At 62.7% G+C, this 24,750-nt stretch carries 15 protein-coding genes; 4 read left to right on the top strand and 11 right to left on the bottom strand.

The features are described from left to right. Nucleotides 1-54 precede the first annotated feature (54 nt). From NL528_RS08010 to NL528_RS07985, 6 genes are all read right to left on the bottom strand, one after another. Entirely contained in the window at nt 55-780 is a 726-nt protein-coding gene (locus tag NL528_RS08010) for an SOS response-associated peptidase family protein (protein ID WP_309184827.1), read from the bottom strand. A 263-nt stretch (nt 781-1,043) separates the two neighbouring features. Next, nucleotides 1,044-2,072, bottom strand: coding sequence for an IS110 family transposase (locus NL528_RS08005; protein ID WP_309182165.1), 1,029 nt, complete (start codon nt 2,070-2,072; stop codon nt 1,044-1,046). An 81-nt stretch (nt 2,073-2,153) separates the two neighbouring features. After that, nucleotides 2,154-2,603 carry a hypothetical protein gene (locus NL528_RS08000; RefSeq protein ID WP_309182164.1) on the bottom strand — a complete coding sequence of 150 codons (450 nt, stop codon included), beginning with the start codon at nt 2,601-2,603 and terminating at the stop codon, nt 2,154-2,156. Between the two features lie 48 nt (nt 2,604-2,651). Then, on the bottom strand, nt 2,652-6,146 hold the full coding sequence (locus NL528_RS07995) for an AAA family ATPase (protein ID WP_309182163.1): 3,495 nt from the start codon (nt 6,144-6,146) through the stop codon (nt 2,652-2,654). Beyond that, complete coding sequence (locus NL528_RS07990; protein WP_309182162.1) at nt 6,146-7,423, bottom strand: DNA repair exonuclease; 1,278 nt, start codon at nt 7,421-7,423, stop codon at nt 6,146-6,148. The genes NL528_RS07995 and NL528_RS07990 overlap by 1 nt, the downstream gene beginning before the upstream one ends. Before the next feature lie 122 nt (nt 7,424-7,545). Then, nucleotides 7,546-7,917 carry a hypothetical protein gene (locus NL528_RS07985; RefSeq protein ID WP_309182161.1) on the bottom strand — a complete coding sequence of 124 codons (372 nt, stop codon included), beginning with the start codon at nt 7,915-7,917 and terminating at the stop codon, nt 7,546-7,548. A 170-nt stretch (nt 7,918-8,087) separates the two neighbouring features. Here NL528_RS07985 and NL528_RS07980 point away from each other — a divergent pair, with 170 nt between their 5' ends. Genes NL528_RS07980 through NL528_RS07965 form a run of 4 tightly spaced genes read left to right on the top strand, consistent with a single transcriptional unit; the run spans nt 8,088 to nt 10,947 of the window. Beyond that, entirely contained in the window at nt 8,088-8,654 is a 567-nt protein-coding gene (locus NL528_RS07980) for a hypothetical protein (RefSeq protein WP_309182160.1), read from the top strand. Nucleotides 8,655-8,673: 19 nt separating this feature from the next. Beyond that, entirely contained in the window at nt 8,674-9,036 is a 363-nt protein-coding gene (locus tag NL528_RS07975; protein WP_309182159.1) for a hypothetical protein, read from the top strand. After that, entirely contained in the window at nt 9,015-10,163 is a 1,149-nt protein-coding gene (locus NL528_RS07970; RefSeq protein ID WP_309182157.1) for a DUF4417 domain-containing protein, read from the top strand. The genes NL528_RS07975 and NL528_RS07970 overlap by 22 nt, the downstream gene beginning before the upstream one ends. Then, on the top strand, nt 10,156-10,947 hold the full coding sequence (locus NL528_RS07965; protein WP_309182156.1) for an ATP-binding protein: 792 nt from the start codon (nt 10,156-10,158) through the stop codon (nt 10,945-10,947). The genes NL528_RS07970 and NL528_RS07965 overlap by 8 nt, the downstream gene beginning before the upstream one ends. Nucleotides 10,948-11,176: 229 nt before the next feature. Here the strand turns inward: NL528_RS07965 and NL528_RS07960 are convergent, their stop codons facing one another. The 5 genes from NL528_RS07960 to pglX all read right to left on the bottom strand — a co-directional run bounded on the left by NL528_RS07960 (nt 11,177) and on the right by pglX (nt 24,714). Further along, a complete protein-coding gene (locus NL528_RS07960) occupies nt 11,177-13,264 on the bottom strand; it encodes a DEAD/DEAH box helicase (RefSeq protein ID WP_309182155.1) in 2,088 nt (695 codons plus the stop codon). Nucleotides 13,265-13,266: 2 nt separating this feature from the next. Beyond that, nucleotides 13,267-14,577 (bottom strand): BREX system ATP-binding protein BrxD, encoded by a 1,311-nt coding sequence (gene brxD, locus NL528_RS07955; RefSeq protein ID WP_309182154.1) that lies wholly within the window; start codon nt 14,575-14,577, stop codon nt 13,267-13,269. Beyond that, nucleotides 14,574-17,180 carry a BREX-2 system phosphatase PglZ gene (pglZ, locus tag NL528_RS07950; protein WP_309184826.1) on the bottom strand — a complete coding sequence of 869 codons (2,607 nt, stop codon included), beginning with the start codon at nt 17,178-17,180 and terminating at the stop codon, nt 14,574-14,576. The genes brxD and pglZ overlap by 4 nt, the downstream gene beginning before the upstream one ends. Nucleotides 17,181-17,266: 86 nt before the next feature. Further along, nucleotides 17,267-20,980 (bottom strand): hypothetical protein, encoded by a 3,714-nt coding sequence (locus tag NL528_RS07945; protein WP_309182153.1) that lies wholly within the window; start codon nt 20,978-20,980, stop codon nt 17,267-17,269. Next, complete coding sequence (gene pglX / locus NL528_RS07940) at nt 20,977-24,714, bottom strand: BREX-2 system adenine-specific DNA-methyltransferase PglX (protein WP_309182152.1); 3,738 nt, start codon at nt 24,712-24,714, stop codon at nt 20,977-20,979. The genes NL528_RS07945 and pglX overlap by 4 nt, the downstream gene beginning before the upstream one ends. Nucleotides 24,715-24,750: the final 36 nt, after the last annotated feature.

Raw genomic sequence — 24,750 nt, 5'->3', positions numbered from 1 at the left:
TAATCTTCCGCTGGCGTGGCTGCGGCTCGGCCTGGCCATCATCATCTTCGTCGGTCACGTCGCGGACCCGGCCGGATCTTCCTTGACGCCGCGGGCCACAATCCTGAGCGAGCCGTCCGACAGCGGGCGCTGCAGCTTAAGGGCCTCGTCCGGAGGCGCCGTCATCCAGGTCTCGATCTCCTCCGGCGTAGTCAGGATCACGGGCATCGCTTTTGGGTGGATGGCGCCGACCTCGGCGTTCGGCCCCGTCGTCAAGAACGCGTAGAGGTCGTTGGTGGTCTCGCCCTCCTTGACCTTCCGCACCGACGTCCAGTTCGTCCAGACGCCGGCGAAGCAGGCGAGCGGACGGCTCTCTTCGAGAGCGAACCAGACGTCGCCACCTTCGGCCTTGTTGAACTCGCTGAAACTATTGAACGGCACCACGCAGCGGTGCTCCGGACCCAGCCACCGCGTCCAGTGCTTGCTCTGCACGTTGCGGATGTTGGTGGTGCCACCGTCCGGCTCCATCCGGAGCAATTCCTTGAAATCGACCTTCTTGCCCTTGGCCTGCAGCTTTTCAGCTCGCTTCTTGGTGGCATCCATCAAGGCCTTTGATGACGATGGCATACCCCACCGCGCGGTGGCGAGCTCGCGGCCGTCGGCGCCGGCGCGCACGATCGGCGCCGCATAGTCCGGGAAGACGCCGGGCATCGGCGCTAGGTTGCCGACGTACCGATTGACGACCCGGAACAGCGCGCTGATGGCCGCCTGATTGGTGGTGATCGAATAGAGATTGCAGATGTGGACGGCCCCCCACTTGTCAGGATTGTAGCAGACTTTTGGCCAGATCGCTTGCTATCAGATGTCCGGCCTGTTTGCGCGGACAATGCCCGCTGGCCGAGATGGTGTTCGCTACGCACGCTCCAAGCACATGGGCGACATTCTTGGTGCCAGTGTAATCTTCGGAAGCTCGCGCGTATCGACCGATCGGTCCTTCCATCTACTGCGTCCTGCAAGTTCGTGGGCAATCCGCCGAGCAACCTTGCTCGCGGGCCGATTTCAGATCAAGTCGGCATGGTGGCTACCGGCTGGTTGTACACGCCGCCCGATATCATCAAGCGCCAAGCGATGCGGGCAAACTTGTTGGCCAAGGCCACCGCGACCAACTTTGGCGGCTTTCGCTCCAGCAGCGAAGCGAGCCATGGTGTGGGCTTATGACGGCCCTTTCGGACATGCCTCAGCAGTGCGGTCGCACCGACGATCAACGTCGATCGCAGTATAGAATCTCCGGCCTTTGTGATGCCGCCGAGCCTTTGCCGGCCGCCAGTTGAATGATCCTTAGGTGTCAGCCCGAGCCATGCCGCAAAGTCGCGACCCGATCTGAACGTCTCGGGCGGCGGCGCCTTCATGCTGAGCATCGACGACCCAATCGGACCGACGCCAGGAATTGTCGCAATACGCCTGCTAATGTCATCCTCGCGATGCCACTTCATCAGCTTGGCCTCGATCTTCGCCAAGCGAGCTTGGACCGCGGCATACTCGTCCGCCTGAAGGCGGAAGAGATCCCGCGCCATTTCCGGCAGGCTATCGTCTTCGAGCACACGTTTGATGAGTGCCGCGACGTTCTGCCGGCCAGCGGGGCCGACGATACCAAACTCAGCGGCATAGCTCCTGAAAGCATTGGAGAGCTGCGACTTCACGCTGACCAGGCGTTCCCGCACGGTCATCAACATGCAAGCCGCTTGCCGTTCCTTCGACTTCACCGGTACGAACCGCATGCTGGGCCGGGTGACCGCCTCGCACAGCGCCTCGGCGTCGGCCGCGTCGTTCTTGCCACGCTTCACGTAGGCCTTCACGTATTGAGGAGGAATTAGCTTAACCTCGTGCCCGAACGATTGGAGCAGGCGCCCCCAATGGTGCGAGCTGCCGCACGACTCTATGGCGACGAGAACCGGCGGAAGCCGCTCGAAGTAGCGGATCATCTCGGCTCGCCGAAATTGGCGCCGGACAACCACTACCTCATTGTCATCAACACCGTGAAGCTGGAACACCGACTTCGAGGTATCCATGCCGATACGAACGGGAATATTCATTAAACTTTCCTCTCATCTTTCTGTGACGCCTAGAGCGCCATAAAACCGTGGGGATGAGAGGCCGTCCACACCAGCACATGTTCAGACGTCCGGACGGGGATGGCGCGGCTGCCAGGCCAATTGTAGCAGGGTCGCTGCGGGGCGTCGGCCCGCCTTGGCGCATTTTCGGCAGCGCAGACGGCTTGCGAGGTCGTGCACGAAGGTAGTGGGTGGATGTTTCATGGCAGCCAAGTCCACGTCGCTCGGCGTCTTGCAGCGGGAGCACCGGATCTCCAGCCACGAGAAACCTCCGTTCACGGCCTGGTCGATGGTCGGCGACGGATCGATCGGCTCGCCATCGGACCAGATTCGCTCGTTCCAGCTTTCGCAAAGCAGCCGGTCGGCCTGCTGCAGCATGCTTTCGGCTTTGGCTCGCATTTCGGCCGACTGCGCCGCGAGGATGTTCGTCATCGCCCGCGCCCTCCCAAGCTCCTTCTGCAGAGCCTTGCGGTCTCCTCCGGACAACGGCGTCGGGTGGTGCTTCGGGGCCATCCGGGCGCCCTCGTACTCAGGTGCGAATAGGCAGAGCGTCCAGGCGCACTAGGCCGCCCTAGTAGTAACTCGGACGCGTGTGCCCGACTGAAGGTCGTGGACGATCGCCGTCGGCTCGACGGCCATCGCGATTTCGCAGAGATGGCGGTGATGGGTGAAGTAGACCACCTGTCCCGTGGCGGCCATGCCGGCGAGCAGACGAAAGGCTTCTTCAGCTCGAAAATCGTCGAACGTCTCCATGATGTCGTCTGCGAGAAATGGTGGGGGAACCTGAGCTCTTGCGAATTCGTGATACCCGGCTACGCGCAGCGCCAAATACAGCTGGAACCGCGTGCCTTTCGACAGCTCGGAAGCGATCTTCGAACTGCCGTCGGATCCCTTGGCGATCAGAAGCTCGCTTCCGTTCGAAGGTTGGGTGACGAGCTCCGAGTAGGCACCTCGACTGATCAGCGCGAAGGATTCCGACGCGCGCGTCATCATCGAGCTCCGATGACGGTCGCGATAGGCGCGCAAGGCCCTGTCGGCCGCGGCCGTCCCGAGCTTCAGCCTGAGATACGCCAATGCCTTGTCTTCGATCGTGAGTAGGACCGTCCGCCGTTTCCCTTCCAAGATCGCGACTGCGGCATCGCCGCCGACGGCGCTTATCTTGTCGTCCGCCCTGTTCCGCGCAGAGAAAAGGTCGCGGCTCCGGGCGTCCTCGTCTTCGAAGCGGCTTTTCAGAACGATCATCTCGGCCTCTAACGAGCCCCGATCGACTTTCTCGAGGATGGTCTCGGCCTGCTCGATGGTTTCCGCCTGCGTCCCCTCGAGCAGTTCGTTGCGGACCTCGATCGATCGCGCCTCGAGATCGGACCTGCGCGCGAGCGCGCGCAGGCAAGCATCGACCTCCATCAAGGATCCGACTCCGAAGTGACCCATCATCAGGCTCGCTTGCGCCTGCATTTCCGCGGTTTCGTCCGCGAGCGCGCCAGCCCTGCCCAGCTCGACCGCGAGCCGCGATTCCACCTCGCGCCGTCTGTCGGTCGTCTTCGCGGCGGTCGCGATGCAGTCCATCACGGCCTGGCAGAGTCCGAGGGTGTCCGAACTAGGTGACAGCTCCGTCGAAGCGGCGAGCGCATCGACTTCGGTCCGGAACTGGATTTGGTCCCGCTGCATCTTCGCGATCCGGTCGGTCAATTCCGTCCGCTTCTCCAGGGTCGACTCCAATTCCGAGAGCGCTTCCAGCGTTTCGCGCACGACCGCCGTCGCAGGCCGGATTTCGCGCTGGCCGAGCCAGCAGGTCGCGCAGACTTCTTGCCAGTCCCTGCTCCACGCTTCCTCCGCCAACCGGGCGTCGCCAAGTCTCTTCTCGCGAAAGCTCAAGTCGCGCCGTCGATCCCCGATCGTCGCCCGCAGGTTCTTGGCGTCGACCGCGCGGTCGAGCGCCGCCTGGCCGGCCGCCAGCATCGCGGCGATGTCGTCCGCCTCGGAGATATCGACACCCGCCGAACGCATCGCCTTGGCAATCCGCTCCCGCGTACCGTCCGTTTCGATCTTCGCTTCACGACATTCGCGTTCGGCAGCCAGCAGTTTTCCGTTGGCCTCTATTGCCCGGTCACGCTTTCGTATCCACAGACTTAACCCGGCAAGGCCGATGCTCATTTCGAGACCGTGTCCGATCGCGCGAAGGGCGTTCTCGATCTCTTCGGCCAATTCCGCGCGTTTCCGTAGGCTCGCCTGCAATTCTCGTCCGGTCTGCTCCAGAGCCGCCCGCGCCTCTGCTCGTTCCAGCAGGGCACTGTTCAATTCAGCGACGCGAGCGGTATGACTGAAGCGCTGCTCCGTGATCAGATCGAGCCTCCGCATCGCGGCTTCGAACGTGACGGCCGTTTCTGCATGCAACTCCGCTTTGTGAATGGCCCAGGCGGCTTCGCGGGCGGTCCGAGCTTCGCCGGCGTCGTTGTCGCTGACGACGCCCACTACGGAACGGAGCGCATCGATTTTCGTATCCAGGCGTCTAGCCTCGGCGGCGAGGCGATCCTCCTCGCCTTGCCGCGAGGCGATTTCGAGAGAAAGGTCCGCTTCGACCGATGCCCAACGCTGAAGTTGGTCTTGCGCCGGCACGGATGTCGCGCAAAGCGTATTCCTGTCGCCGGTCCAGGGAAGCAGTTCGATGAGGCGGTCGCCGAGTTCGTCCGCGCGCTCTCGGCATATGCGATCGGCCGCGCGCGATCGTGCTACATCGTCTGCCTGACGGGCCATCGCGATGGCTGCCGTCAATGCGCCGGTCGTCGTTTCGTCGAACCCACCGTCACGGTCGTCGATCCTTGCTTCGGCCTCCGACAACGCCTCGAGCGCCTTGTCGACTTCCGTTTCGGCCGTAGCGAGAGCTGCTTCGACGCCCGATCTCCGCTCCATCAAATCGCGAAGCGGCCCGGTAACCGCCGCCGGCAGAACAAGTCGTGCGGGATCCTGCTCCGAAGCATGATCGATGCGGGCCAGCACCCGCGCGACCGTCTGTTCGGCGGAGCCCAGGCGGAGACGACGGTCGGGTAGATCCTTTTCCGCCGTGACGTACCGCGCCCGCAACTCCGTCAGCAATTCGATGCGGTTCTGCAGCCCGCACGCGGAAGCGTTCACGACGAGGCGTTCGAGTTCGTGGCGCAGATTGCCGATGGTCTCGGTGACCGTCTGTGTCTGCGTCGCGAGCTTCGTCTGCCGGAACATCAACGCCGGAAGGTCGTCGGTCCAAGTCGATGGCACGTCGGGCAACGAGGCGAGCGGTAGCAACTCCGCCCGAAGCGATCGGAGGGTCTGCAGCCTCGGCAGCGCATTGATGAAGCGTTGCACCTCATCGACGCGGGCCTGCGTGCGGCCGCGCTGGACGAGAGCCTCGGTGTAGGCCGAGGACGCTTCGTCGCGCTCGATGACGAGCCGCGAGTATTCGGACGCGAGCGTGTCGATCCGATCCCGCTCTTCCTTCAGGGCCGCGAGTTCCTTCTTGAGCTCGACAAGGATCCCCGATCGCTTTCCCGACCGGAAGAACCCTTCCGCCTCCGCTCTCGCGGAGCCGAGCCGCTCGCTCAGATCGGCGAGCCCCGCCGTCGCCGAGAACAGCAGATGGCCCAGATCACCCTTGCTTGCGAGAATACTTTCGCCGCCGGCCTCAAGCGTCGCGTCGTCGAGACAGAACATCGTCTGGTACGCGTTGCGGTCGAGACCTCCGAGTTCTCCGAGCAGCACGGCGTCGGCGGCGGGATTGCCGGCATCGTCCAGCAGGCTGTTGTGCGGCAGCTTGAGCCGGGAAAAGCTACGGACGGTTCCGAGGATCTCGAGGTCGGCTTCGATCCGCATTGTCGGATAAGGGTGCAGAAAGTTGAACCGGCTCTGAGGGTGGATGCCGTAAAACAGGTCCATGCACGCTGACAGAGCGGTGGATTTACCAGCCTCGTTGGGTCCGTAGACGATGTGCAGGTCGGGCGCGCCGACCGGGCGTTCTCCGAAATCGATGACCGCATCAGTGAACTTGCCGTAGCGTCGAAGCCCGAGCTTTCGAAAGCGCATCAGCGTACCTCCTGCGAGCTGCCTGCTGCGAGACGCGCCAGCACCTCCTCCGATCCCTCGCTGGCGAGTCGGCCGACGAGCAGGTCCAGGCCGGTGTCGTCCGGAGCCAGGCTGCGTCGACATTCCGGAGGCAACTGCGCGAGAAGGTCGCTGACGATACCGTCCGCTTCGGATCGGAAGGCCTCGGAGCCGACGATTTCGTCGCTCATCGTCCTTCGCAGCGTTTCGACGGGGTCAGCGCTCTCCGCCGAACCGACCGCCAGCCGTCGGCAGTCGGTATCGATCTTCTCGATCCACACGTTGCCTATCGCTTCCGCCCGGGCCTCGGCTTCGGCGCGCAGGAGATCGGCATCGCGCCGGATGGTCCAAGCCAGGGACGTCGTTCCGGAAACGGCAAGTCGCGCGACGAGGTGATCGGATGCCGATCTGTCGGCCGCGTCTCCGAGCGCCTTCTCGAGCCGAGCGGCCAGGTCGGACCACGACGCCGCCCCCGAGGCGTCGACGGCGACGCGTTCGAATTGCGCCAGCCCAACGATGCGCTCCTCGAGGGTGACGGACCCGTCGTCCAGTACGCTGGCTAACGTCACCGATTTGGGACCCTGCTCGCCGACGTCGCGCCCTTGCGGAATCCCCGGCATCACGACGGTGCAGGGGCCCTCGGTCGTCGAGCGCTTGTGGATGTGCCCCAGCGCCCAGTACCGGAAGCCCGAGGCGAGGAGGTCCGCCGTGCTGCACGGCGCGTAGACGTCGTGAGGCGGCGAACCGTCCAGACTGGTGTGCATGAGTCCGATGTTGATGGCACCGGCGACGGGCGGCCGGTACTTGGCGAGAAGGCTTTCCGGGGCCTGCGGCCTGGCGAAGCTGAGTCCATGGATCGCGATCGGTCTCTCTCCGCGATCCCGCGGGATCTCGACGGTGTCGGCCCGACCGCCGAACAAATGGACGTTTTCGGGAAGGACGAGTTCCTTCGTTATCTTAGACAGAGCGTCGTGGTTGCCCCGGATGATGAAGACCTTGATGCCTGCCGCATCTAGGCGGCGGAGTTGCTCGGCGAGAAAGCGCGCAGTCTTCATCGAAGTCTGCTCGCCGTCATAGAGGTCGCCGGCCAGCAGGAGTGCGTTCACCTGCTCGTCGAGGCACAAGTCGACGATACGCGAGAAAACCTGCCGACTGGCGTTGCCGACGAGTTCCGCCAGTCGCGGATCGCGCAGCGCGAGCGAACGCAACGGCGAATCGAGATGGACGTCGGCTGAATGCACGAAACGGTAGGCGGCCATAGTTACAACTCACTCCGGTCGAATCAGCGAACTCTACCGCCTCGCGGAAATTGTCATTGGGTTATCGGAGACAAGCAGAGGTCGCCGACCTCGATATCCCCAGCGCTTTGTCGCGACTGCATTCATTCGAACACCGGCCAGCAGCCGTCCTCTTCATGGCGCGCCGTGCGCTGCGTGCAGGTATTGTCCAGGAGCCGCTGGCCGACGTCCCTCCAGATCGCGTCCGGACCGTACAGGCGGGCCGCATCGCCTTTCTGGATTTCGACGGTGCGCCCGCAGCGCCGGCATGACACCCGCAGCACGTGCTGCGGGATATCGACGAGCGGTCGCATCCGGACGCCGGGTTTTGACCGCATGTCGTCCGCAGGAACGTCCCGTAGGATGGACTCCCAGTATTCCGGTGGCAGATCGTCGTCCGGAGCCAGCCCGCCCACGGGTGGGGCCTTCCTGCCGACGACAGCAGCCAACTTCTCGATCTGCTTGGGGGTCGGCATTCGCCAGCTCGCGGGACGGTTGGTCATGCCACATTAGAACATATGGAGAACGAAAGAGTCGAGTCCCGCTGCGGGGCGGCGGCAGTTGGGGAAAACCCGGTTTATTTGACGGCGGCCCTTGCGGAGTGATGGCAGCCTGGCTATCTCACATCACACACGTGAGGATAAAAATGATTCTGAACATGGCCCAGATGGGCGGCGATGATGTCCTGTCCGGAGCGACGACCGGGCGAATGGTTTTAGCGGATCTGCTCAAGGCAACGGCCAGCGAGCCGCCGGTGGTCACGCCCGTGCTGTTGAACTTCGAGTGGGTGAAGGTCGCGACGTCCAGCTTCCTTCGCGAGAGCGTCTTGGCGTTCCGGGACGCGATCCGGAGCCGCCGCTCCAACTTCTACCCGGTGGTCGCCAACGTGAACGCCGACGTGCGCGAAGAACTCGAAGACCTGCTGAGCCGGCGGGGCGGCGTCCTGATGTCATGCGTTGCACGCAACGACGAGGTCGTCGAAGCGGAGCCAATCGGAGACCTGGACCCGAAGCAGCGACTGACGTTCGACCTGGTGCAGCAGCGCCGCGAGACCGACGCCGGCGAATTGATGCGCGATTTCGCCGCCACCGACCCCGTCAAGAGTCCGACGGCTTGGAACAACAGGTTGGCGAGCTTAGCTATGCTCGGTTTGGTTGCAGAGATCAGCCAAGGCCGATCGAAACGCTATAAGCCTATTTTCGAAGGGGTTTGATTTAGAAGGGGTTTAAGTTATGGGAGCGGATTTCCTGGAAAAGGCGGCTCCGCAATTCGAGAAGTGCTGGGACAAGGGGCGCCTCGACCTCGTCACCCAGGATCTTTTCACGCGTCTGCCGACGACGAAATCGCGGGCGTTCGAAGCCACCCTGTTGGGATTTGCCCCGGTGAAGAAGGGCGAGAAGATCACGATCGACAAGGTCGGTAGCGGGCTCTTGGTGTCGCGCGGGCACACCGAGCTCGCTCTCAGCGAGGACGCTCCCGTCGCGGTGGTCGAGGCGATCGAGGCGAACTGCGGCGTTGCGCAAGGCATCGTAGACGAAGTCCATGAGATGGCCGGTGTCGTGGAGATCTCCGTATGCATCGCCCGGCCGCAGTAGGCGTGCGCAAGAATACAGGAATGCACATCGCCGAGCGCAAGCTCAGGCACGATAGCTTACTCCATCAGCCGTCCCTCGGATGCACAGGATGTGCCGAAAGGAAACTGTGCGGCGGCCTGGCTATCGAGGCCGACGTTTGGAGCTGCCTCAACTTCTGTTGCAACGATCCGGGCAAATGCGACCGCGTCTGCCGGAACAATCCCGACTATGCCTTTCGCGTGCAGGAGATCGGCGGCTTCGAATTGAAGCTGCCGCAGGCGCCGCTTCTGCAGGCTCCGGTTCTGCCTCTCGTCGTTCCGGAAATCTTCCATGGCTCGAAGCGCAACCGACACTTTTCGCCGGCTCTGGCGAGCGTCTCGCTCTACGGCATGTTCGATCGCAAGGAAGGCTTGCCGAAATACCGCACGCGGGCCGAGCTCAGCGAAAAATTCAAGATCTCGGCCGATACGCCGCTTCTGCTCACCGCAATCCAACGCGATCGGCCTTTGGAAAGATGGTGGGAGCTCGGACAGGCCCGGCGGACGGTGATCATTCAGGCCGCCCGGGATTGCGGTGCGGTGTTGGCGACCACGCCGAACTACAGCCTGTTCGTGGACCGGCCGCGCTGGGACGACTTGCACGCGATGAAGCGCATCGCGCTGGCGCACGGTGAATTCCTGCAGGCCGGAATGCCGGCCGCGCTGCACGTCAATGGGCGGACCGAATGGGATTTCGAGCGGTGGGCGGAGTTCATCATCGCGCACCCGGAGGTCACACACGTCAGTTTCGAATTCACGACGGGGACGGGGCGCCCCACCCGTCGCAGGCACCATGCGGCTTGGCTGTGCGGAGTGGCAAAAACGGTGGGACGGCCGCTGCACCTTCTCGTCCGCGGCGGCAGCGAGCTGCTGCCGGAATTGTGCGCAGCGTTCGCCGGCGTCACGTTCCTGGAAACCACGGCGTTCCTCAAGACCATGATGAGGTTTCACGCGATCCGGGCTGACACGGTGAGTTGGTGGCCCTACCCCACCGCGGCAAAGCAGCAGTTGGATGACCTGTTCGAAACCAATTGGGAGATCTGCCGTGATGCCATCGCCAAGGTGATGCGCCGCGATCTCTCCTCCGCGCCGGCGGCCGCAGTTGCCTGAGGTCGCAAGCCTGACGTACGCCGCGCTCGATGGGATCGCCTTCGCGGCGTCCCGCGGACGTCTCGCCGATACGCCTGAATACTCCGCGACCGACCTTGGTCCGCTGATCGAAATGTTTCAGTTGGCTCGCACGGGCCTCCTGCCTCCACCAGGCTCGGCGCCGTGGCTGCGCTTGAACGGGAGCGAGGCGATCCTGCGCGCGATCGCAGGCAACGCTGACGGATGGGCGTCGACGCACGGAAGCGGCACTGGGTTCCTCGGATGCGCTGTGGTGCAGACGGCACCGAAACGGTGGACCTCCTTTAAGCTGGAAGCGCACAAGGCGGCGCTCACGGCAGGTTTTCCTCCGCAAGCCGTCAGCCGTCTGATGGGCGCCATGGGAGAGATCGTAGACAACGTCTTGGAGCACTCCGAGGCCGCTGGGACCGGCTTCGTCGTCTTCGGCAGTCGGACCGGATCCTTCGAATTCGCGGTCGCCGACGACGGCATCGGAGTGCTCGCCAGTCTTCGATCGAACGCGGAGTACGCCTATCTGACCGACGAGGGCGACGCTTTGCAATGCGCCCTGACCGACGGCGAATCGCGGTTCGGTAAGGCGGCAAAGCGGGGTACCGGATTCAGCACGCTCTTCAGAAGCCTGGTGAACATGAACGCCTCGCTTCGATTCCGGTCGGGCGATCATGCGCTGAGCATGCACGGCACGTCGCCGACGCTGGTCAATGCTCACGTCGCTAGGAAGCCGCGTGCATCCGGATTTATGGTCTCGGTGCGCTGCGCGATCTGAGCCCCACTTCATTCGCGGCATCTATTGGCTCGACTGGGACCCGTTTTGCATACTCCTTAGGCGGCACTATTCATCACCCTGCTTGTCGAGGCTACCGAGTCGTCGGTCGGTCGTTCGCATCACGTTACGTACGCTCGACGGTCTCGACACCCTCTGCGATTTGAGCGGAACAGTTTCTGCTAGAGAGGCATCTCTCCCCAGACAAGCCTATGTGCGCCTCCATTTTCACCTATTCATCCACAGAGATCAGCCTTAGTTCCTTACGACACGTTGCCGCAACTGCCGACGGGTCAGACAACCTAACCTTCAGAACGTTCTCGATGATTTTGGCCGGAAGACAAAGCCCAAACTTGAGCGCTGCCCCGAGGTCGTCCGGCAGTCTTGGATGAACTGAGTCAGTATCGATGCTGCGCAAAACCTTCGCAACGCCAGTCAGATCATTGCTCCGGAGGGTTATGCTGAGATCGTCGAAACTGCTGACAGCCAGACCTTGTGCGGTGAGACCTGCCGCGATCGATGCCGTCGCTGCGCCGCCGGCAAACGTCCAGATCAGGATGCGACTGTTGCCAGATGTCACGATCGGAAGAGTTTCCGCGTCAACAAAGTGAAGACGGTTCCGGATTTGAGCCAGTGCCGCTTCTGCGCGCCGCGATAGACGGCAAGTGGGTTTAGCACCCGCCACAATGCGTTCCATCGTTCTACAAATAGCCTCGGACATGACCCGGCTCGAGCCAAGCCAGCGTGAACGGCCACCGCTTTCATAGGATGCGACCGTTACCACACGGGCTCGCCAATCAACATTGGTGACCTTCCAGCTCCTGCCCGCCAGCGACAGGACAGTCGGCTCGCCGGTGGTGGTCCGAACGAGGCTGGCGGGATGCACTGTGCCAAGGTCCGCCAATCCATGCCGAACCAGGAGCAGTAGAGGTTCGCTGAATACGGCAACCAGATCACTAAAATGCCGTCTTCCGAATTCCTTTTCTCCTTTGACTCCGAGTCCAAGGATCCCTGCATCCTCCGCCAGGATTCCACTTTCGAGCATATGCGCCACGATAGCAGTACGGTCAGCCGCCGGAACGGCGTGAACGGCATCCCCGAGCCAGCCAACGATGTCCAGGCGCGGAATACCGTGAAGCTGAAGCGTGAGGGCCATGATCTGCTGCGCGAACAGGTGAGCTGGATGCGCGGGCGGCACGACCGGATCAACTTTCCCCTCTCGCCACATGGTGGTCAAGGCAAGTGAGACGAGCAGCTCCTCATCGTCGGTCGCAAGAAAGAGACAGTTCCTCTTTGCGCCACTTCTGCGACCAGTCCGACCCATGCGTTGCAGGAACGATGCGACGCCCCGCGGTGCCCCAACTTGTATTACACGGTCCAGATCGCCGACATCGAGGCCAAGCTCGAGAGTCGAGGTCGCCACAATGACACAGTCCGGCTCCTCGGCGAAGGCGCTCTCGGCTTGACGCCGTTCGTCGAGCGATAGCGAGGCATGCGAAACAAATGTTCTCACTCCGGCCGACCGGAGGCCTGCCGCGATTTCTTCGACGCGTGCCCGGCTCTCCGCAAAGACGAGGCGGCGCTCGCCACGATGTAGACGCGCAATGACGGTAACCGCATTGCTGAGTGAGCCGACATAGTCGGCAGTTACATCGCCGTCGGTGGTCGGGCTTGATTGACCTACAAGGTGGCCCTCGCGTTGCATCGAAAACCAATTCAAGAGATCCTTGGGGTTCCCCACGGTGGCCGTCAGTCCGATCCGCTGCAGACGACGCCCTGTCAAGCACTCGAGCCGCGCGAGCAGGAACATCAAATGCCAACCGCGGTCATCGCCGGCGAAAGCGTGGAGCTCATCGACTACCACAGCACGGAGACCTTGAAGGAAAGGCGCATGCTCGATCCGCACCGAGATCATCATGGCCTCGATCGACTCTGGCGTGGTGAGGAGGATCTGGGGTGGGTCGTGAAGCATGCGCCGGCGCGCGGGCTCCCCGACATCACCGTGCCAAAGACCGACGCGCATCCCGAGGAAGCTCGCGTAACGTTCGAGCCGCGGCGCGATGTTGTTCAGGAGCGCCTTGAGGGGACAGATGTAGAGCACCGAAAGGCCGCGCCATTCTTGCGCGGCGATGCGCGAGAGTAGTGGAAAAACTGCGGCTTCGGTTTTACCCCCCGCTGTTGGAGCAAGAAGGAGCACGTTGTCACCAGCCATCACGGGCGTGACCGCCTCGGCCTGGGTTGGCCGTAAGTTCGTCCACCCAAGTGTGCTGACGATGTGATAGCGCAACGCGGGGTGTAGGTCGTCGAAGGCCTCTGTCACAACTAGAGCTCAACGTCGTCGATGTCGGCGGCTCCTGCGGCGGCGCGCTCGGCGCTTGTCATCTCTCGCTCGTCGAGAGTAGGTGCGTAATGCCGACGGGGATCAAAATCCACGAACTGATCGACGCGATCAAGTACTTCGGCAACCAACTTGCGAAGATAGAGGCGCGGCGCGACACCGGCGCGGCCACCGAGCTGTCCGGCGACGCCGTGCGCCAAATCGACGAGGTACTGGTCGTTGACAGTTGCATTGATCCTGTCCGAGTCTCGTGCCTGCTCAGCAAATAAATCACGGACGCGACGACCGACTGTGGCGAGAGCATCAAGATCGAAGCCAGGCAGGCGAACCTGGACGGCCCGCGGGTTGTCGAAGCGAGCTTCGGTGGCAAAGTCCGTATGGAGCCTTTGTGCAAGCGGTGGAAGGCGCTGCACGCCCTGGGGACCTTCGAAGAAGGCGGTGGTACCTGTCACAACGAGGTACAGCCCTGAATAGTGACCGCCGTCGAGTTCGTCGAGGAGCTGACGGAGCGCATTAAGGCCTTTCTCGCGTGTGTCGGCCCGCATACGCTGCAGCGTCTCGGCCTCGTCAAGGACGAGGACAAGACCGGCCCTCCCGCTGTCGCGAAGGATAGTCAGCAAGCCGGCAAGGAAATGCATCGCTCCGAATGCGTCGAGGTCGCCCTTGACACCTGCTGCGCGCTTTACCGCGGCCGCGACGTTGGGTTGACCACCAAGCCAAGCGATGAGCCCCTCCGAGAGCGCAGAATCGTCTGCAAACATTGCGCGGCGGTAGGCGCGGAGGACCGCCGAGAAAGCAGGCGCTGTCCGTGCTATGGCAGCGAGGCGGCGCTCCATCAAGACCTCGGTGGCCCCCGCCAGCCCTTCGGCGTCCTTGCGATCGACGCGGCCCTCAGCAAGGACGTCCTCCTCAAGGGTGTAGAACCAAGCATCAACAGTCGGACGCAGAGCTCCTTCCGACGTGTCGGACGTAGCGAGGCGCTCGACAAGGCGGCGGTAGACGGTCTCCCACCTGTGCAGCGGAGTTTCGGTCTCGTTTACCTGAACCTCCGCGGTCGCAAAGCCCGCAGCGCGCGCACGCTCCTGCAGCCAGCGCGCCATGAACGTCTTGCCCGACCCATATTCGCCGCGCACGGCCTTAAAGGTTCCCCGCCCGCCGGCGACGGCGGCGAGGTCAGCGTCGACAGCGGCTTCGAAGCGCTCCATGCCAACGGCAAAGGCCGCAAGACCCTCGTGCGGCACCGTCCCACGGCGCAACGCGTCCAGAATCGCCGCCCGCCTCTGCGCACCAATCACAGATCACCTCCGAGCATAAACTGCGTTTTCAGGAGCGCCTCGTCGAAGACGATGTCCTCGCCATCGTCCTTTAGGACTTGAGCCTGGTCGACATTCAGGACACGCCGCGCCGCGCTAACGAGTCCGCTGAGACGGAAGATCGGCATTTCCACTGCTTGGGACAAGCCAGCACGCGTGATGCGCCCGCCTCGCAGCGCAAGACTGGTCAGAAGCCGATGAACCATATCGTCGGCCGGCGCAGCGCGGCCTGCGAGGCGACGCTGTGCCGCATAAGTCTCCGAGGCAAACAGGGCATCAAGCCAGGCCAACGTCGGTGTAACTTGGACCGGCGTTCCCTGAATGGCGCTCGACCGGCTGCCCTCAGTGAACAAATCCTCTTGGCGGGACTCTCGCGGCCGACGACTCGGCGGCGGAGGTAGCACCTCGGAGGTCGATGACATCAAATGAGCCACATCCTCTCCACGCCACCACGACGGTTCCGCCGGTGGAGCTTCCGTCCAGCCAGTGGGTATGTTGCCCGGTGAAAGCACGGCGACTGGAACGAGCACCTCCTGCGGGCTTACGCCGCCGTGATAGCCACTCCGCTTTGCTGCGAAGCGGACCCGCTCGCTCCAGGGAGCGACGATCGATTGGCCGCCGTCGGGTGAGCGGACTCGGCCACCTGACAATTCGATTTCGTTTTCTCGCGGCGGCGTGCCGGCCGAGCGCCAACGATCGCCAGAGCCGCCGTCGAATTGCATCGTTCCCTCATCCAGCACGTGGCCGTGGTCGCCCGTCACGATAACCACACGTCCGGCGACGCGGGCTGCGTGAAGAAGCGCATTCACCTGCCGGAGCCCTTCCGCGGTCCATGTCAAGTCCAATTGATCGCTTCCGGAGAGCTGAGCGTCTACGGCGTTGTGGACGACACCGACGACGCGTTGTTGCGGGTCAGCAACGGCCATCCTGAGGTCGTCACCTAGCTCCGGGCCAGCGCCGATATCTGCTTTGTGGAAAAGCCGGGGCGGCCGCCCCGCTTGAGATACGCCAACAAGTGATGCATTGGATGCGAATCCGGCCCGCTCTGCGGCCTGATTGCCGGTCGTTAGCATCCCGCACAGCAGGCTTGCCCGCGACACCGCGGTTACCGACGGCAGGGCAGCTACGGCGACAAGTGTGCCGCGTCGTGACGTCTGCACCAATTCCGACCAGCCGAACCCTATCGTCTCGGCAAGCCCGCGCCAAACAGCGAAACTCAATCCATCCAAGACCAGCAATAGAACCGGAGCGTCACTAGCCAGGGGCGCAACCACCGTGGTGAGCACGCGCTCGATGGGCAAGGGCACTTCGCCCTGAGCGCCGGCAGCATTCCACTCTCGAAGCATCGTCGCGAAGATACGATTCTGTTCCTCCCGCCTCGCCATTATGGTCTCGGCGAGCCGGGCATAGGCCGCAGCGACATCAGGAAGCCTGTCGCCGGAGCGGATCGCGTGACGCGCTCGGTCAACAAACCCTCCGTCGCCCGCATAAGCCGCGGCGGCTTCCGACACGTTGCGCCAAGCGCTTGCTGGCCGACCCGCGAGCCATCTGACTAAGCGGGCCGCCATCACCAGCCGGTCAATGCGGCTACGGTTCTCTCGGGCTCGATCGTGAGCGCTCGCACGACGCGCAAGGTCCCACGCCGCCGCCGCATCGTCGATGCGCCCCGTTTCGCAGGCCTTATTGATTGCTGCAGCCGCCTCCTGTATCCGTCCATCCAGGCCCAGCTGGAGCGCCGGACTCAGCGCAGCGTCGGTATCCGCACGAATTTCTGCCAAGATTGTTGCGGTGCGGCCTTCGACTGCGACAACGGCGGCGTCCGCGTCCCGAGCCATGCGGTCCAGCACCCGACGGCCTGCCTCGGCTAAACCGCGTGCTGCGTTAGGGTCTATCCGCACGCCGCCGAACAGAGGCTCAAGCCGCACGGCTGCGTCGCGCAGCGCTTGCCGTGGTTCACGCTCACCGAACACGACGCCGCAAGCCAGCGCGACCGCAAGCGCATCTGCACCGTGACCGGCGGCGGCTGCCGAGAACACCAGCCCCGCGGCGGCGCCACCCTCTGCGGCAATACGCGTCGCGACCGCATTACGGGCTTCGTCCGGCAGGCGCGCAAAGCGGTCGAGAGCAGCCGGGTCCAGGCTCCAGTCCAGCAGCGCGGCGGCGTCCGCCCGGCCATCGGGTAGACCGAGCACGCTTTTAAGCGCCGCTTGCCACGCGCTTTCGAGATCGAGCACACCACCGGCCACTGGTGGATAGCCGCCGATTGGAGGCCGATCGAGAAGCAAGTCGGCAAGCCACCGATGCAGACGCAGCCTCGGGTCAACGTCTCGGGCCCGGAAGGCGCCGCGGAGCGCGGACCATCGGTCGGACTGCTCAAGGCGGGCACGCGGAAATCGGGCCATGACATCATCGGCTAATGTCGCCGTATCGAGTGGCGTTACGACGACCACCCCGTCGTTGTCAGCACCCTCAGTCGCGTCCAGTCGGTCCCGCAACTCAAGTTCGGACGGACACCACGCAATTCGGAATCGTCGTCCGCCTCGCTCCACGATCTCAGGCCACAGGAGTCGGACAGGTGACCGCATAGCGAGAATTCGCGCCCCGGCGTCCCTTTGCAGGAGATTGTCGATGGCGCGCTCGATCTCAGTGACGTTCGGAGCCAGGAGATGACTCAACCTTGCCCTCCTTGTCGGGGACGTGTCAGCCGCCAGGCGATCGCCAGTTTGCTCGCAGGCTCAGCGGCTAAGCGTTCTCGCAACACATCCAGCGCTGCCATGGCTTCCACGGCGCCGAACACCGTTGTCTGCTGTTCGGTTACGACTTCTTCGCCTTGAGCTGGTGGCGGGGGAGACGTGGGCATCGGCGTAGATGATGGGGTTGGCGTTGGCGAAACTTCCCGTCGGCCCGAATCCGCGAGAAGGCGCGTTGCACGCTCTTGTATGTCGCGAAGCACGACCCTCAAGTCTACTACATGTTCGTCTGCCTCCAGAGCCTCGGCGAGCTTCTCGCGCAGTCCCTCCGCTGCAACCCGGCGATGATCAGCCAAACCAATCGCGGTTTCGATAATGTGCCATGACGCGGTCGAGACGGCGCCGCGCAGATCGCCGACGGCGGCGAGAAGCCGCGACACCGCGGCCTCGCTTGTTTCCAATGTTGCGGTCGCGAGCATTTCGACGGTCTTGAGGGGAGTGGCGGCGCTCACGACGTCACTCACGAGCGCCTGGGAAGAACGGATCGTCGTCAACCGAGACGACGTCGCAGGAATGTCGAGAGAGTCTGCCCGCGGCCGAAGATCTCGTAGCAAGTCCGCGAGCTGTCCACGCTTCTCGCCCGCTCTCTCCTTCACGTCGGCGGCCAGTCTTGCCATGGTCGCTCCCTTGCGCACTTCGCCGGCGACCAGCCCGAACAGTGCTGACGCTCGTTCGCGCGCTTTCGACCATGTGGCTTCGTCGGGAAGTGGCTCCTCGCGCAATTCAACAGAGTCGTCGATACGGTCGAGTGACGTCTGCGCCGGAGCTCCGTTTCGCGCCAGGCTCCGGTCAGCCTGAGCAGCGAAAGCGAGGATCACGAGGTTCTGCACCTTCGGCTCGAGCCCCATTGGCCGGGGCTCGTTCATCCATTCCCGAAGTCTACCGACTGTGAACGGGCCACCGCCCGCACGCGAATGTTGCCGAGCGAAATGCTCAGCCCAATGTGTGGAGAGTTGCAGATGGGTTTGACTCATGACGCCGATCTTCAGCGGCACGGCGACGGCGCCGAGGTGTCTGCGATCGGCATGATCCTCGATCAAAACTCGCTGGTTGGGTTCTCCCGCTGCTCGCTGTACCTGCTCCAAAACCCGTCGGAGGACTGCATCGCGAACTTCGCCCTCAAATTCGGGGTGGGCCGGGTAGCGGTGTTCAAAAAGCCGGTCGAGCAGGGCTGATGCCGCCGATTTCATGTCGGCGCCCACCGGCATCTGCGGGCGGAAGGTACCTTCCAGCGAAACGAGCCGCTCGTCAGCCTCTACGACCGTTCCGACACAGCCATCATTGTCGGGCCGAATTCCGTAAGCCGCTTCCAAACAGGCCCGGATACGCTGGTGGAGGGCGCTCTGCTGGCTGCGAAGAATGGCGCGCGCCTGCTCCCGATCACTCGCGGATAGATGGCGTGCGGCTTCAACCAGCCTGTCGCCGGCGCCGGCGAGAAGAAAGTCGATACGAACCAGCGTGCCGAGATCCTTCATCGCGCGGTCGCTCAGGTGCGAGGGCTGCCAGACTACGCCACCTGATGCGTTTTCGTCGTTGAAATTTCGTGCATGTGCCAAGTGATCCGCGGGCGGCCGACCCCTCGGGTCGAAAGGCATCCCCAGAACCAGCACCGGTGCCCCGCCACGTCCGCGAAGCCGGTCATAGCTGAGTTCCCGGACTACCTCAAAATAGAGGTCCACTTCGCGCCGCGTCCCGCGCCATAGGTGCTCGTAGGCTCGAAACGCCTGCGCGCTAAGCAGCGTGTTGTCAGTGGCAACCCCAAGCGTATCAAATAGGATTCGTTGCAGCTTGCTTCGCCGCGTTCCATCGTTGTCTGCCTGAGCAGCGTTTGCGAGAATCGGTTCAATGTCGACGCCGCTGATCTGAAGCGACACCGTCGGTACTTGGTCGTCGCTGACCCTGATCTCGCCGACCCGTGTCGCCCAGCTCCGGAGCTTCTGCAGAACGATACCGCCCTCGCCCCCCGCCACGGGCGACACCACCGACCCATGGTTCAGCGCTGCCAACCGCGGTGCCGTGAGCGCCCGAAGTGCAGGCACCTCGGGAACGAGCGCCGCGAGCAGAAGCGTCTTCAAGAGCCGTGCGTCATTGTCGAAGCGACGATTCACCTGAGGATCGGCCTGGCCGTCCTGCAGCTCCTGCCACGTGACGTGATGCTCCTGCTCCAGCAACGGCTGCAGCTTCTGGTTCCAGAGCTTTTTGGCATTGTCGAACTGGATGCGCATCCCTTCCGAGAAGGGCTGGTCGCCCGTCGCTAGTTCGTCCCAAAGGTCGCCGACTGGGATTAAGTTGCCGAGCCGCAATTCTCCGCGCTTCTTTACAAGTAGGGTCAGCATCAGCTTTAGGGCTGTTCGCTCGCGCTGCAGGACAGATGACGCCGCAATCAGCGCCTGTACCAGTGCCGGACTGAAGGGGTAGACTTGCCTGAACAGGTCGCGCTCGCCATCCGAGCCCAACAACGTGTCCAGTACCTGCTGCCGTTGGCGCATCACACGATCGAATTCGGTGTCGATCTGCTGTTTTGCTGTTTCATCGATCGGGACCAGAAGGCGCCTCTGGACAATCATGGGAAGATTCCGATCCTCCAGCTTCACCTTGTCGAAGCGAGCTTCCCAGTGCTTCAAGGTGTCCAGGAATCGAACCTCGAGCGCGCCGGCATGGTGATCACCGATCAACTCACGCAGATCGCGCTGGCGAGCCACGAAGGAGATGATGGGGATTGGCCGCTCCGACCGCTGCGCCTCGACGAGCTTCGACAGTTTCGAACCTTCGTTGGAAACGAAATCGACGTCTCCGGCGCGCGTTGCCAGCCAAAGGATCAGCTCATCAAGGAACAGTACGACCGCGTCGTAGCCGAGCCGCTGGGCGTGTTGGCTCATAACCACGAGGCCGCGGTCAATGTCGAGGAAAGCCTCGCCGCGCGTAGCGGCGACATCGGTATAGCTGTGGAAGAAAGAGGCGATTAGGTCACCGACGAGACGCTGGCGCTCCTCACCCTCGGGCGCTTCGGCTGCGGCGGACTCAAAAGATGCGGAACTCCATTCCGAACCGAAGTCGCCCCAGCCGTCGGCGCCGTTCTCCTGGCCCTCGTTCAGACTCCGGAAGAATGCCTCATCTCCAATTGTCGTCCGCAAGTGTCGCGCATCGTCGAAGAGCTTTTCGCCGAGATAGAAGCCAGGCACTGGCGCATTGGGATGAAGTCGCCGGACAAGGTCGGCATAGCCACCGAGAATAGCCGTTTCGACGTCCCGCGCCCCGATCATATGATACGGCACCATCAGGAAGCGCTTCCCGTTCAGGATCGACTCGTGCCGGTTGACGACATCGGCAAGTTCCGGAATGCCGCGTGCCTTCACGTTCCCGGCAAGAAGCAGGTCCAGCACGGCCATGAAATGCGATTTGCCTGATCCGAAGGAGCCGTCGAGATAGCAGGCGGCACTGCGGCCGCTGTCGATGCTGCCGCGGATGAAGCCGAAAGCCTCGTTGAATGCGCGCGCGAGCTGGGGCGTAACAACGTAGTTTTTGATCGTCTCTGCAGCTGCCGCCTCGGTGACACCCTCCGACAGCTTGAGTACGAAGTCGTTGGTCTGGACCCGCTCGGGGATGTGGATCAGGTCGCGAAACAGCGGGCTCATGCAGCAGTCCTCCGTCCGCGACCACGCCGAGCCGGAGCCGGCGGCGTCCAGGCGCGAAGATCGTCAAGGGTTAAGCCGAGCTCGCGCGCCTGCTCTTCCACGTAGCCGAGGAAGTAGTCACCCATGCGCAGCCCCGTTTCCGGATCGATATCATTGTGCCACTGGCGAAGCCAAGGGACGAGTTCCAAAAGGCCGGCGAGCAGCGGCATCAGACGCTCCGCCGGCCAACCGTCGGTCTCCCGGCGTTCCACGTACCAGCCAGCGATCGCGCGGGCGTGGGCGAGATGGTTGTGGCCGGCCCAGAGGACGGGCAGGCTAGGGTCGGCGTCGCGGGCGCAGTGGGGGAAGGAGAAGAAGCGCTCTTGCGGCAGGTCATGACCGCCGCGCAATCGCCAAAAAACTTGAGACTGGAAGTCGGCGGTCTTGTACTTGGGCGGCACCGGAATGTCGCCGACTTCGGTCTGCTTGCGCCGCTTCGCCTCAGCAGCAATGAGAGCGTCGGCTGCCTTCTGCGCGTCCTCCGCGCCGAGTCCGGCAGCCATGCGAGCCGCATAGACCTCTGCCACCTCGCCCTCGTCGCGAGGATTCATGCGGGCCCATGCGGAGCGGACGAACTCGTCGCGGTGCGCGACCACCTCGGCATCAATCGCGTCTTCGGCCCGCTGCTTGTCCCAGGTCGCCTCCCAGTCTGCGCGCTTCCGCAAACCGCTGTCGGTGTAGCGGAGCGCAGCGAGGAACGGCACTGACTCAGCTGTCACTAGTTCCGCTACGAGCGCCTCAAGATCAAATCCAGCGCGGCCGACGTAAATCTCAGCGACGGACAGGAAGTCGGGATCGGGCCGAGCGGCGTCGGCCAGGGCCCGAGCGGAGAGGACGTGCGGGTCGTGGGCAGGCCAAAATCGGACCTCCTCCAATCGGTCGAGCAACCAAGCGCGCAGGGCGTCGCGCTCCATGTCCTCCCAGGTTGGCGCCGACCAGCGGCGCTTGTATTCGGGCTGCTCGATAAGACCGATGGCGGGATCGGACTCAATCAAACCGATGCGGCGCTGGACCACTGCGCGGTAATCCGCCGGCCAATGAGCGGGCAGCTCTGTGATGGGCATCGAGCGGTGGCGCTCGAACCACACGGTCTCCAATTCGCCGGCCGCCATGCGCCGGGCCATAACGATCTCGAACGCGCGTTCGCCGAGGCGCAGTGGCGGCGGATTCGGGTATTCCAGCATGTCGCTAAGAAAGCCGTAGAGGCTGTAGCAGCGCCAGTCGAGCTCCTCTTGGAGCGCAATCATTCGATTGTGTATCACCTCAGCCTCAGAGCGGGCAATGTCTAGTGCTTTACGGGTCGGAATTTCGCGCAGGCTCAAGATTGCCGGTAAGTGTTGCTTTAGTTGCTGAGCCTCGAAATCGAGGGCACGGGCGAAATCAAGGGGACGTTCAGCGGGGAGAGGAAATTTGTGCAGAATCGCCCCAGTAATTTCGCGGAATTTCTCCCAAGGTTCGGCTGCAATACCACCCCGAATTCCGCCATTTCCCTTATCGTGGCAGACTTGCTTTAGCCAGAAACAAGCAGTCGAAGAGTTCAATATGCCGACCAACTCAATATGCTGGTCTTTACTGTTGCCGCTGGGAAGATTGATGACAGGCGCCGATCGGTTAAAGACGACCCCGCCATTGTGCACGATGAAGTGGTTATGCGTTCCAAAAAAAGCGAAAGTTATATAGATGTCGTGTTGCGCCCTTTCTCTCGGAAACTGGTGATAATCATACCAAGGCCGTCCCGTCTCGTAATAGGTTTCACCGGTAAAAGTTCGCCTGTTGCGCAGGTTCGTTCGAAGAGACCAAAACCAGGCGAGTGAAGGATCCCATGGCGCCTGAACCCAGCTTCGAAATCCTTCATCAAATGGAAAGAGAATGTGCTCGTCGGGTAATGCCGCCCAGTCTCTTATATTTTCACTGCGAATGTGCAGCTTCGAATACTTCGAAGAACTATTTCGCTCAAAAAATCGAGTCGGGTGAACAAAAGCTTCATCGGCATGAGTGTCTTGGTAGAAGCCGACTGAGGTAATCTGCTCGCCCAACACAGTGTGAGCAGCCTCTTCGATGGCTGCCTGCACTTCAGAGGCGCCGCCACCTGCCAGGCTCCAAGGGTGTCGCGCCAGGACATCACGTGGTGTGTCCTCGGTACTGATAAACTCGCTTTCGCTCTGCACTGCATCGGTCTGCATCAGGATGGCTGACCAAACCAGCCCTTGGGCCGGGTGCTCAGGGGCCACGGGCTCGCCCCGAATTCCGCGCACCGTCCTCACCACAGAGGCAACGGGAGCGCAATTGCGTCCGAATAGTATCGCCGTCGGTGTCCCGTGACCGGGAATATAAGCTCCGGAGCAGTCCACTACATGCGTCAAGTCGAGCTTGGGCAACACATCTTCGATCAGTTTCTTCCCAAACTCACGCTTCATGAAGCTATTTGCGACGATCAGGCCCACGAATCCCGCGGCTCTATCCCGCGTCCCCTCCTGCGCTAGGTCGAAGAAACGCTCGGTGAACGGGGCACCGAGGCCGTAGGTCCTATGGCAGCTGTGGTAGATCTCACGGTATGCCTCCCGCATGGCCGCGTCCTTCGGTGTGATGTAGGGCGGGTTACCGACGACTGCGTGGTACTGCCTGCTTAGAATGGTGTGGAGTTCAGCAATGTCCTCGGCTGCGTAGTGGTGACGTGGAACGCGTCTAAAGCCGTCTTCCCTACCGCCGAGCTCATTTCGGAAGAAGTGCCGCCCGTGTAGGAGACTGTCGCCTGTAGCTAGTTGGAAACGAAAATCCGGAGCAGCAGCAAGGCGCGTTTCACCTGACGCTTTCAACGCAGCGACGAGCAGGCGGAAGCGGGCAATCTCGACTGCGAAAGGATTAAGGTCGACGCCAGCTACCGCGTCGAGCGCACGTTGGGCCTGCGCTGCTGGCGGCATGTCCGGCGCGTGTCGCTGCCATTCCTCCAGCAGTCGCGCAAAGGCGCCGAGCAGAAAGTGTCCAGAGCCGCAGGTCGGGTCGATCATCCGGACCTGCGCGTACCCGAATTCCCGGATCGCAGGCTCCAGCGTGCGCGAAAGAATCCATTCTTCCACGAATTCCGGCGTCTGCAGCAGCGCGTACCGCTTGCGCGCCTCCTCGGACAGGTCCTGGTAGAGATCACCTAGGAAACGTGTGTTCCAGTCGGGTTCGGTGAACTCGTGCACGAGTTCGCCGGTCTCTGCTGAGCGGTTCCGAAAAAAGTCGAAAAGGGCGATTGCCCCGTCGCCCGAGACCGGAAGCCGGAACAGCGGATTGTGCGTTGGGTCGAACAAACCGGCTAAGCCGGGATAGTTCGCGACCTCTGCGAAATTGGCCAAGAGATACTCGGCATCACTGTCTTCCGGCCGAGTGCGGAACCACTCGCGCTGGCGGAGCTGCGCTATCTCCAGCCGCTCGCCCGGGCCCGCGATGACGGGACGGTCGAGCAGGCAGTTGTCCTCCAGAAAACGAAGAAACACGAGCGCTAAGATCCAATGCACGGCCGCCTGGTCCAGCGCGGCACCAAAGAAGGTCTCGAACGTGTCGGCGGTACGCTTGGTGTCTCGCGCCTGCTGCCACTCGGCTTCAAGCAACGCGCGGCCGACAGAAGCGCTGTGATAGCTGCGCAGGTCCGCTTCCAGTTTCTTTCGAAGCTTCTTGAGGTCTTCAAGTAGCCGCTTTGCATCTATCATTGCCGAGTCCATCTCCCGCGATTCTTGTTTGCCTTT

It is taken from the genome of Bradyrhizobium sp. Ash2021 (assembly GCF_031202265.1).
GTDB lineage: Bacteria > Pseudomonadota > Alphaproteobacteria > Rhizobiales > Xanthobacteraceae > Bradyrhizobium.
Note: the sequence above shows the minus strand (reverse complement) of the source record. Positions and strands in the feature narration are given on the sequence as shown.

Bases quoted from the DNA above. Each gene is read 5' to 3' on its own strand.
- NL528_RS08005 (WP_309182165.1), bottom strand. From the start codon at position 2,072: ATGAATATTCCCGTTCGTATCGGCATGGATACCTCGAAGTCGGTGTTC.
- pglX (WP_309182152.1), bottom strand. From the start codon at position 24,714: ATGATAGATGCAAAGCGGCTACTTGAAGACCTCAAGAAGCTTCGAAAG.
- pglZ (WP_309184826.1), bottom strand. From the start codon at position 17,180: ATGCGGTCACCTGTCCGACTCCTGTGGCCTGAGATCGTGGAGCGAGGC.
- NL528_RS07970 (WP_309182157.1), top strand. From the start codon at position 9,015: ATGCATCGCCCGGCCGCAGTAGGCGTGCGCAAGAATACAGGAATGCAC.
- NL528_RS07985 (WP_309182161.1), bottom strand. From the start codon at position 7,917: ATGCCGACCCCCAAGCAGATCGAGAAGTTGGCTGCTGTCGTCGGCAGG.
- NL528_RS07990 (WP_309182162.1), bottom strand. From the start codon at position 7,423: ATGGCCGCCTACCGTTTCGTGCATTCAGCCGACGTCCATCTCGATTCG.
- NL528_RS08000 (WP_309182164.1), bottom strand. From the start codon at position 2,603: ATGGCCCCGAAGCACCACCCGACGCCGTTGTCCGGAGGAGACCGCAAG.
- NL528_RS07980 (WP_309182160.1), top strand. From the start codon at position 8,088: ATGATTCTGAACATGGCCCAGATGGGCGGCGATGATGTCCTGTCCGGA.
- NL528_RS07945 (WP_309182153.1), bottom strand. From the start codon at position 20,980: ATGAGCCCGCTGTTTCGCGACCTGATCCACATCCCCGAGCGGGTCCAG.
- NL528_RS07975 (WP_309182159.1), top strand. From the start codon at position 8,674: ATGGGAGCGGATTTCCTGGAAAAGGCGGCTCCGCAATTCGAGAAGTGC.
- NL528_RS07995 (WP_309182163.1), bottom strand. From the start codon at position 6,146: ATGCGCTTTCGAAAGCTCGGGCTTCGACGCTACGGCAAGTTCACTGAT.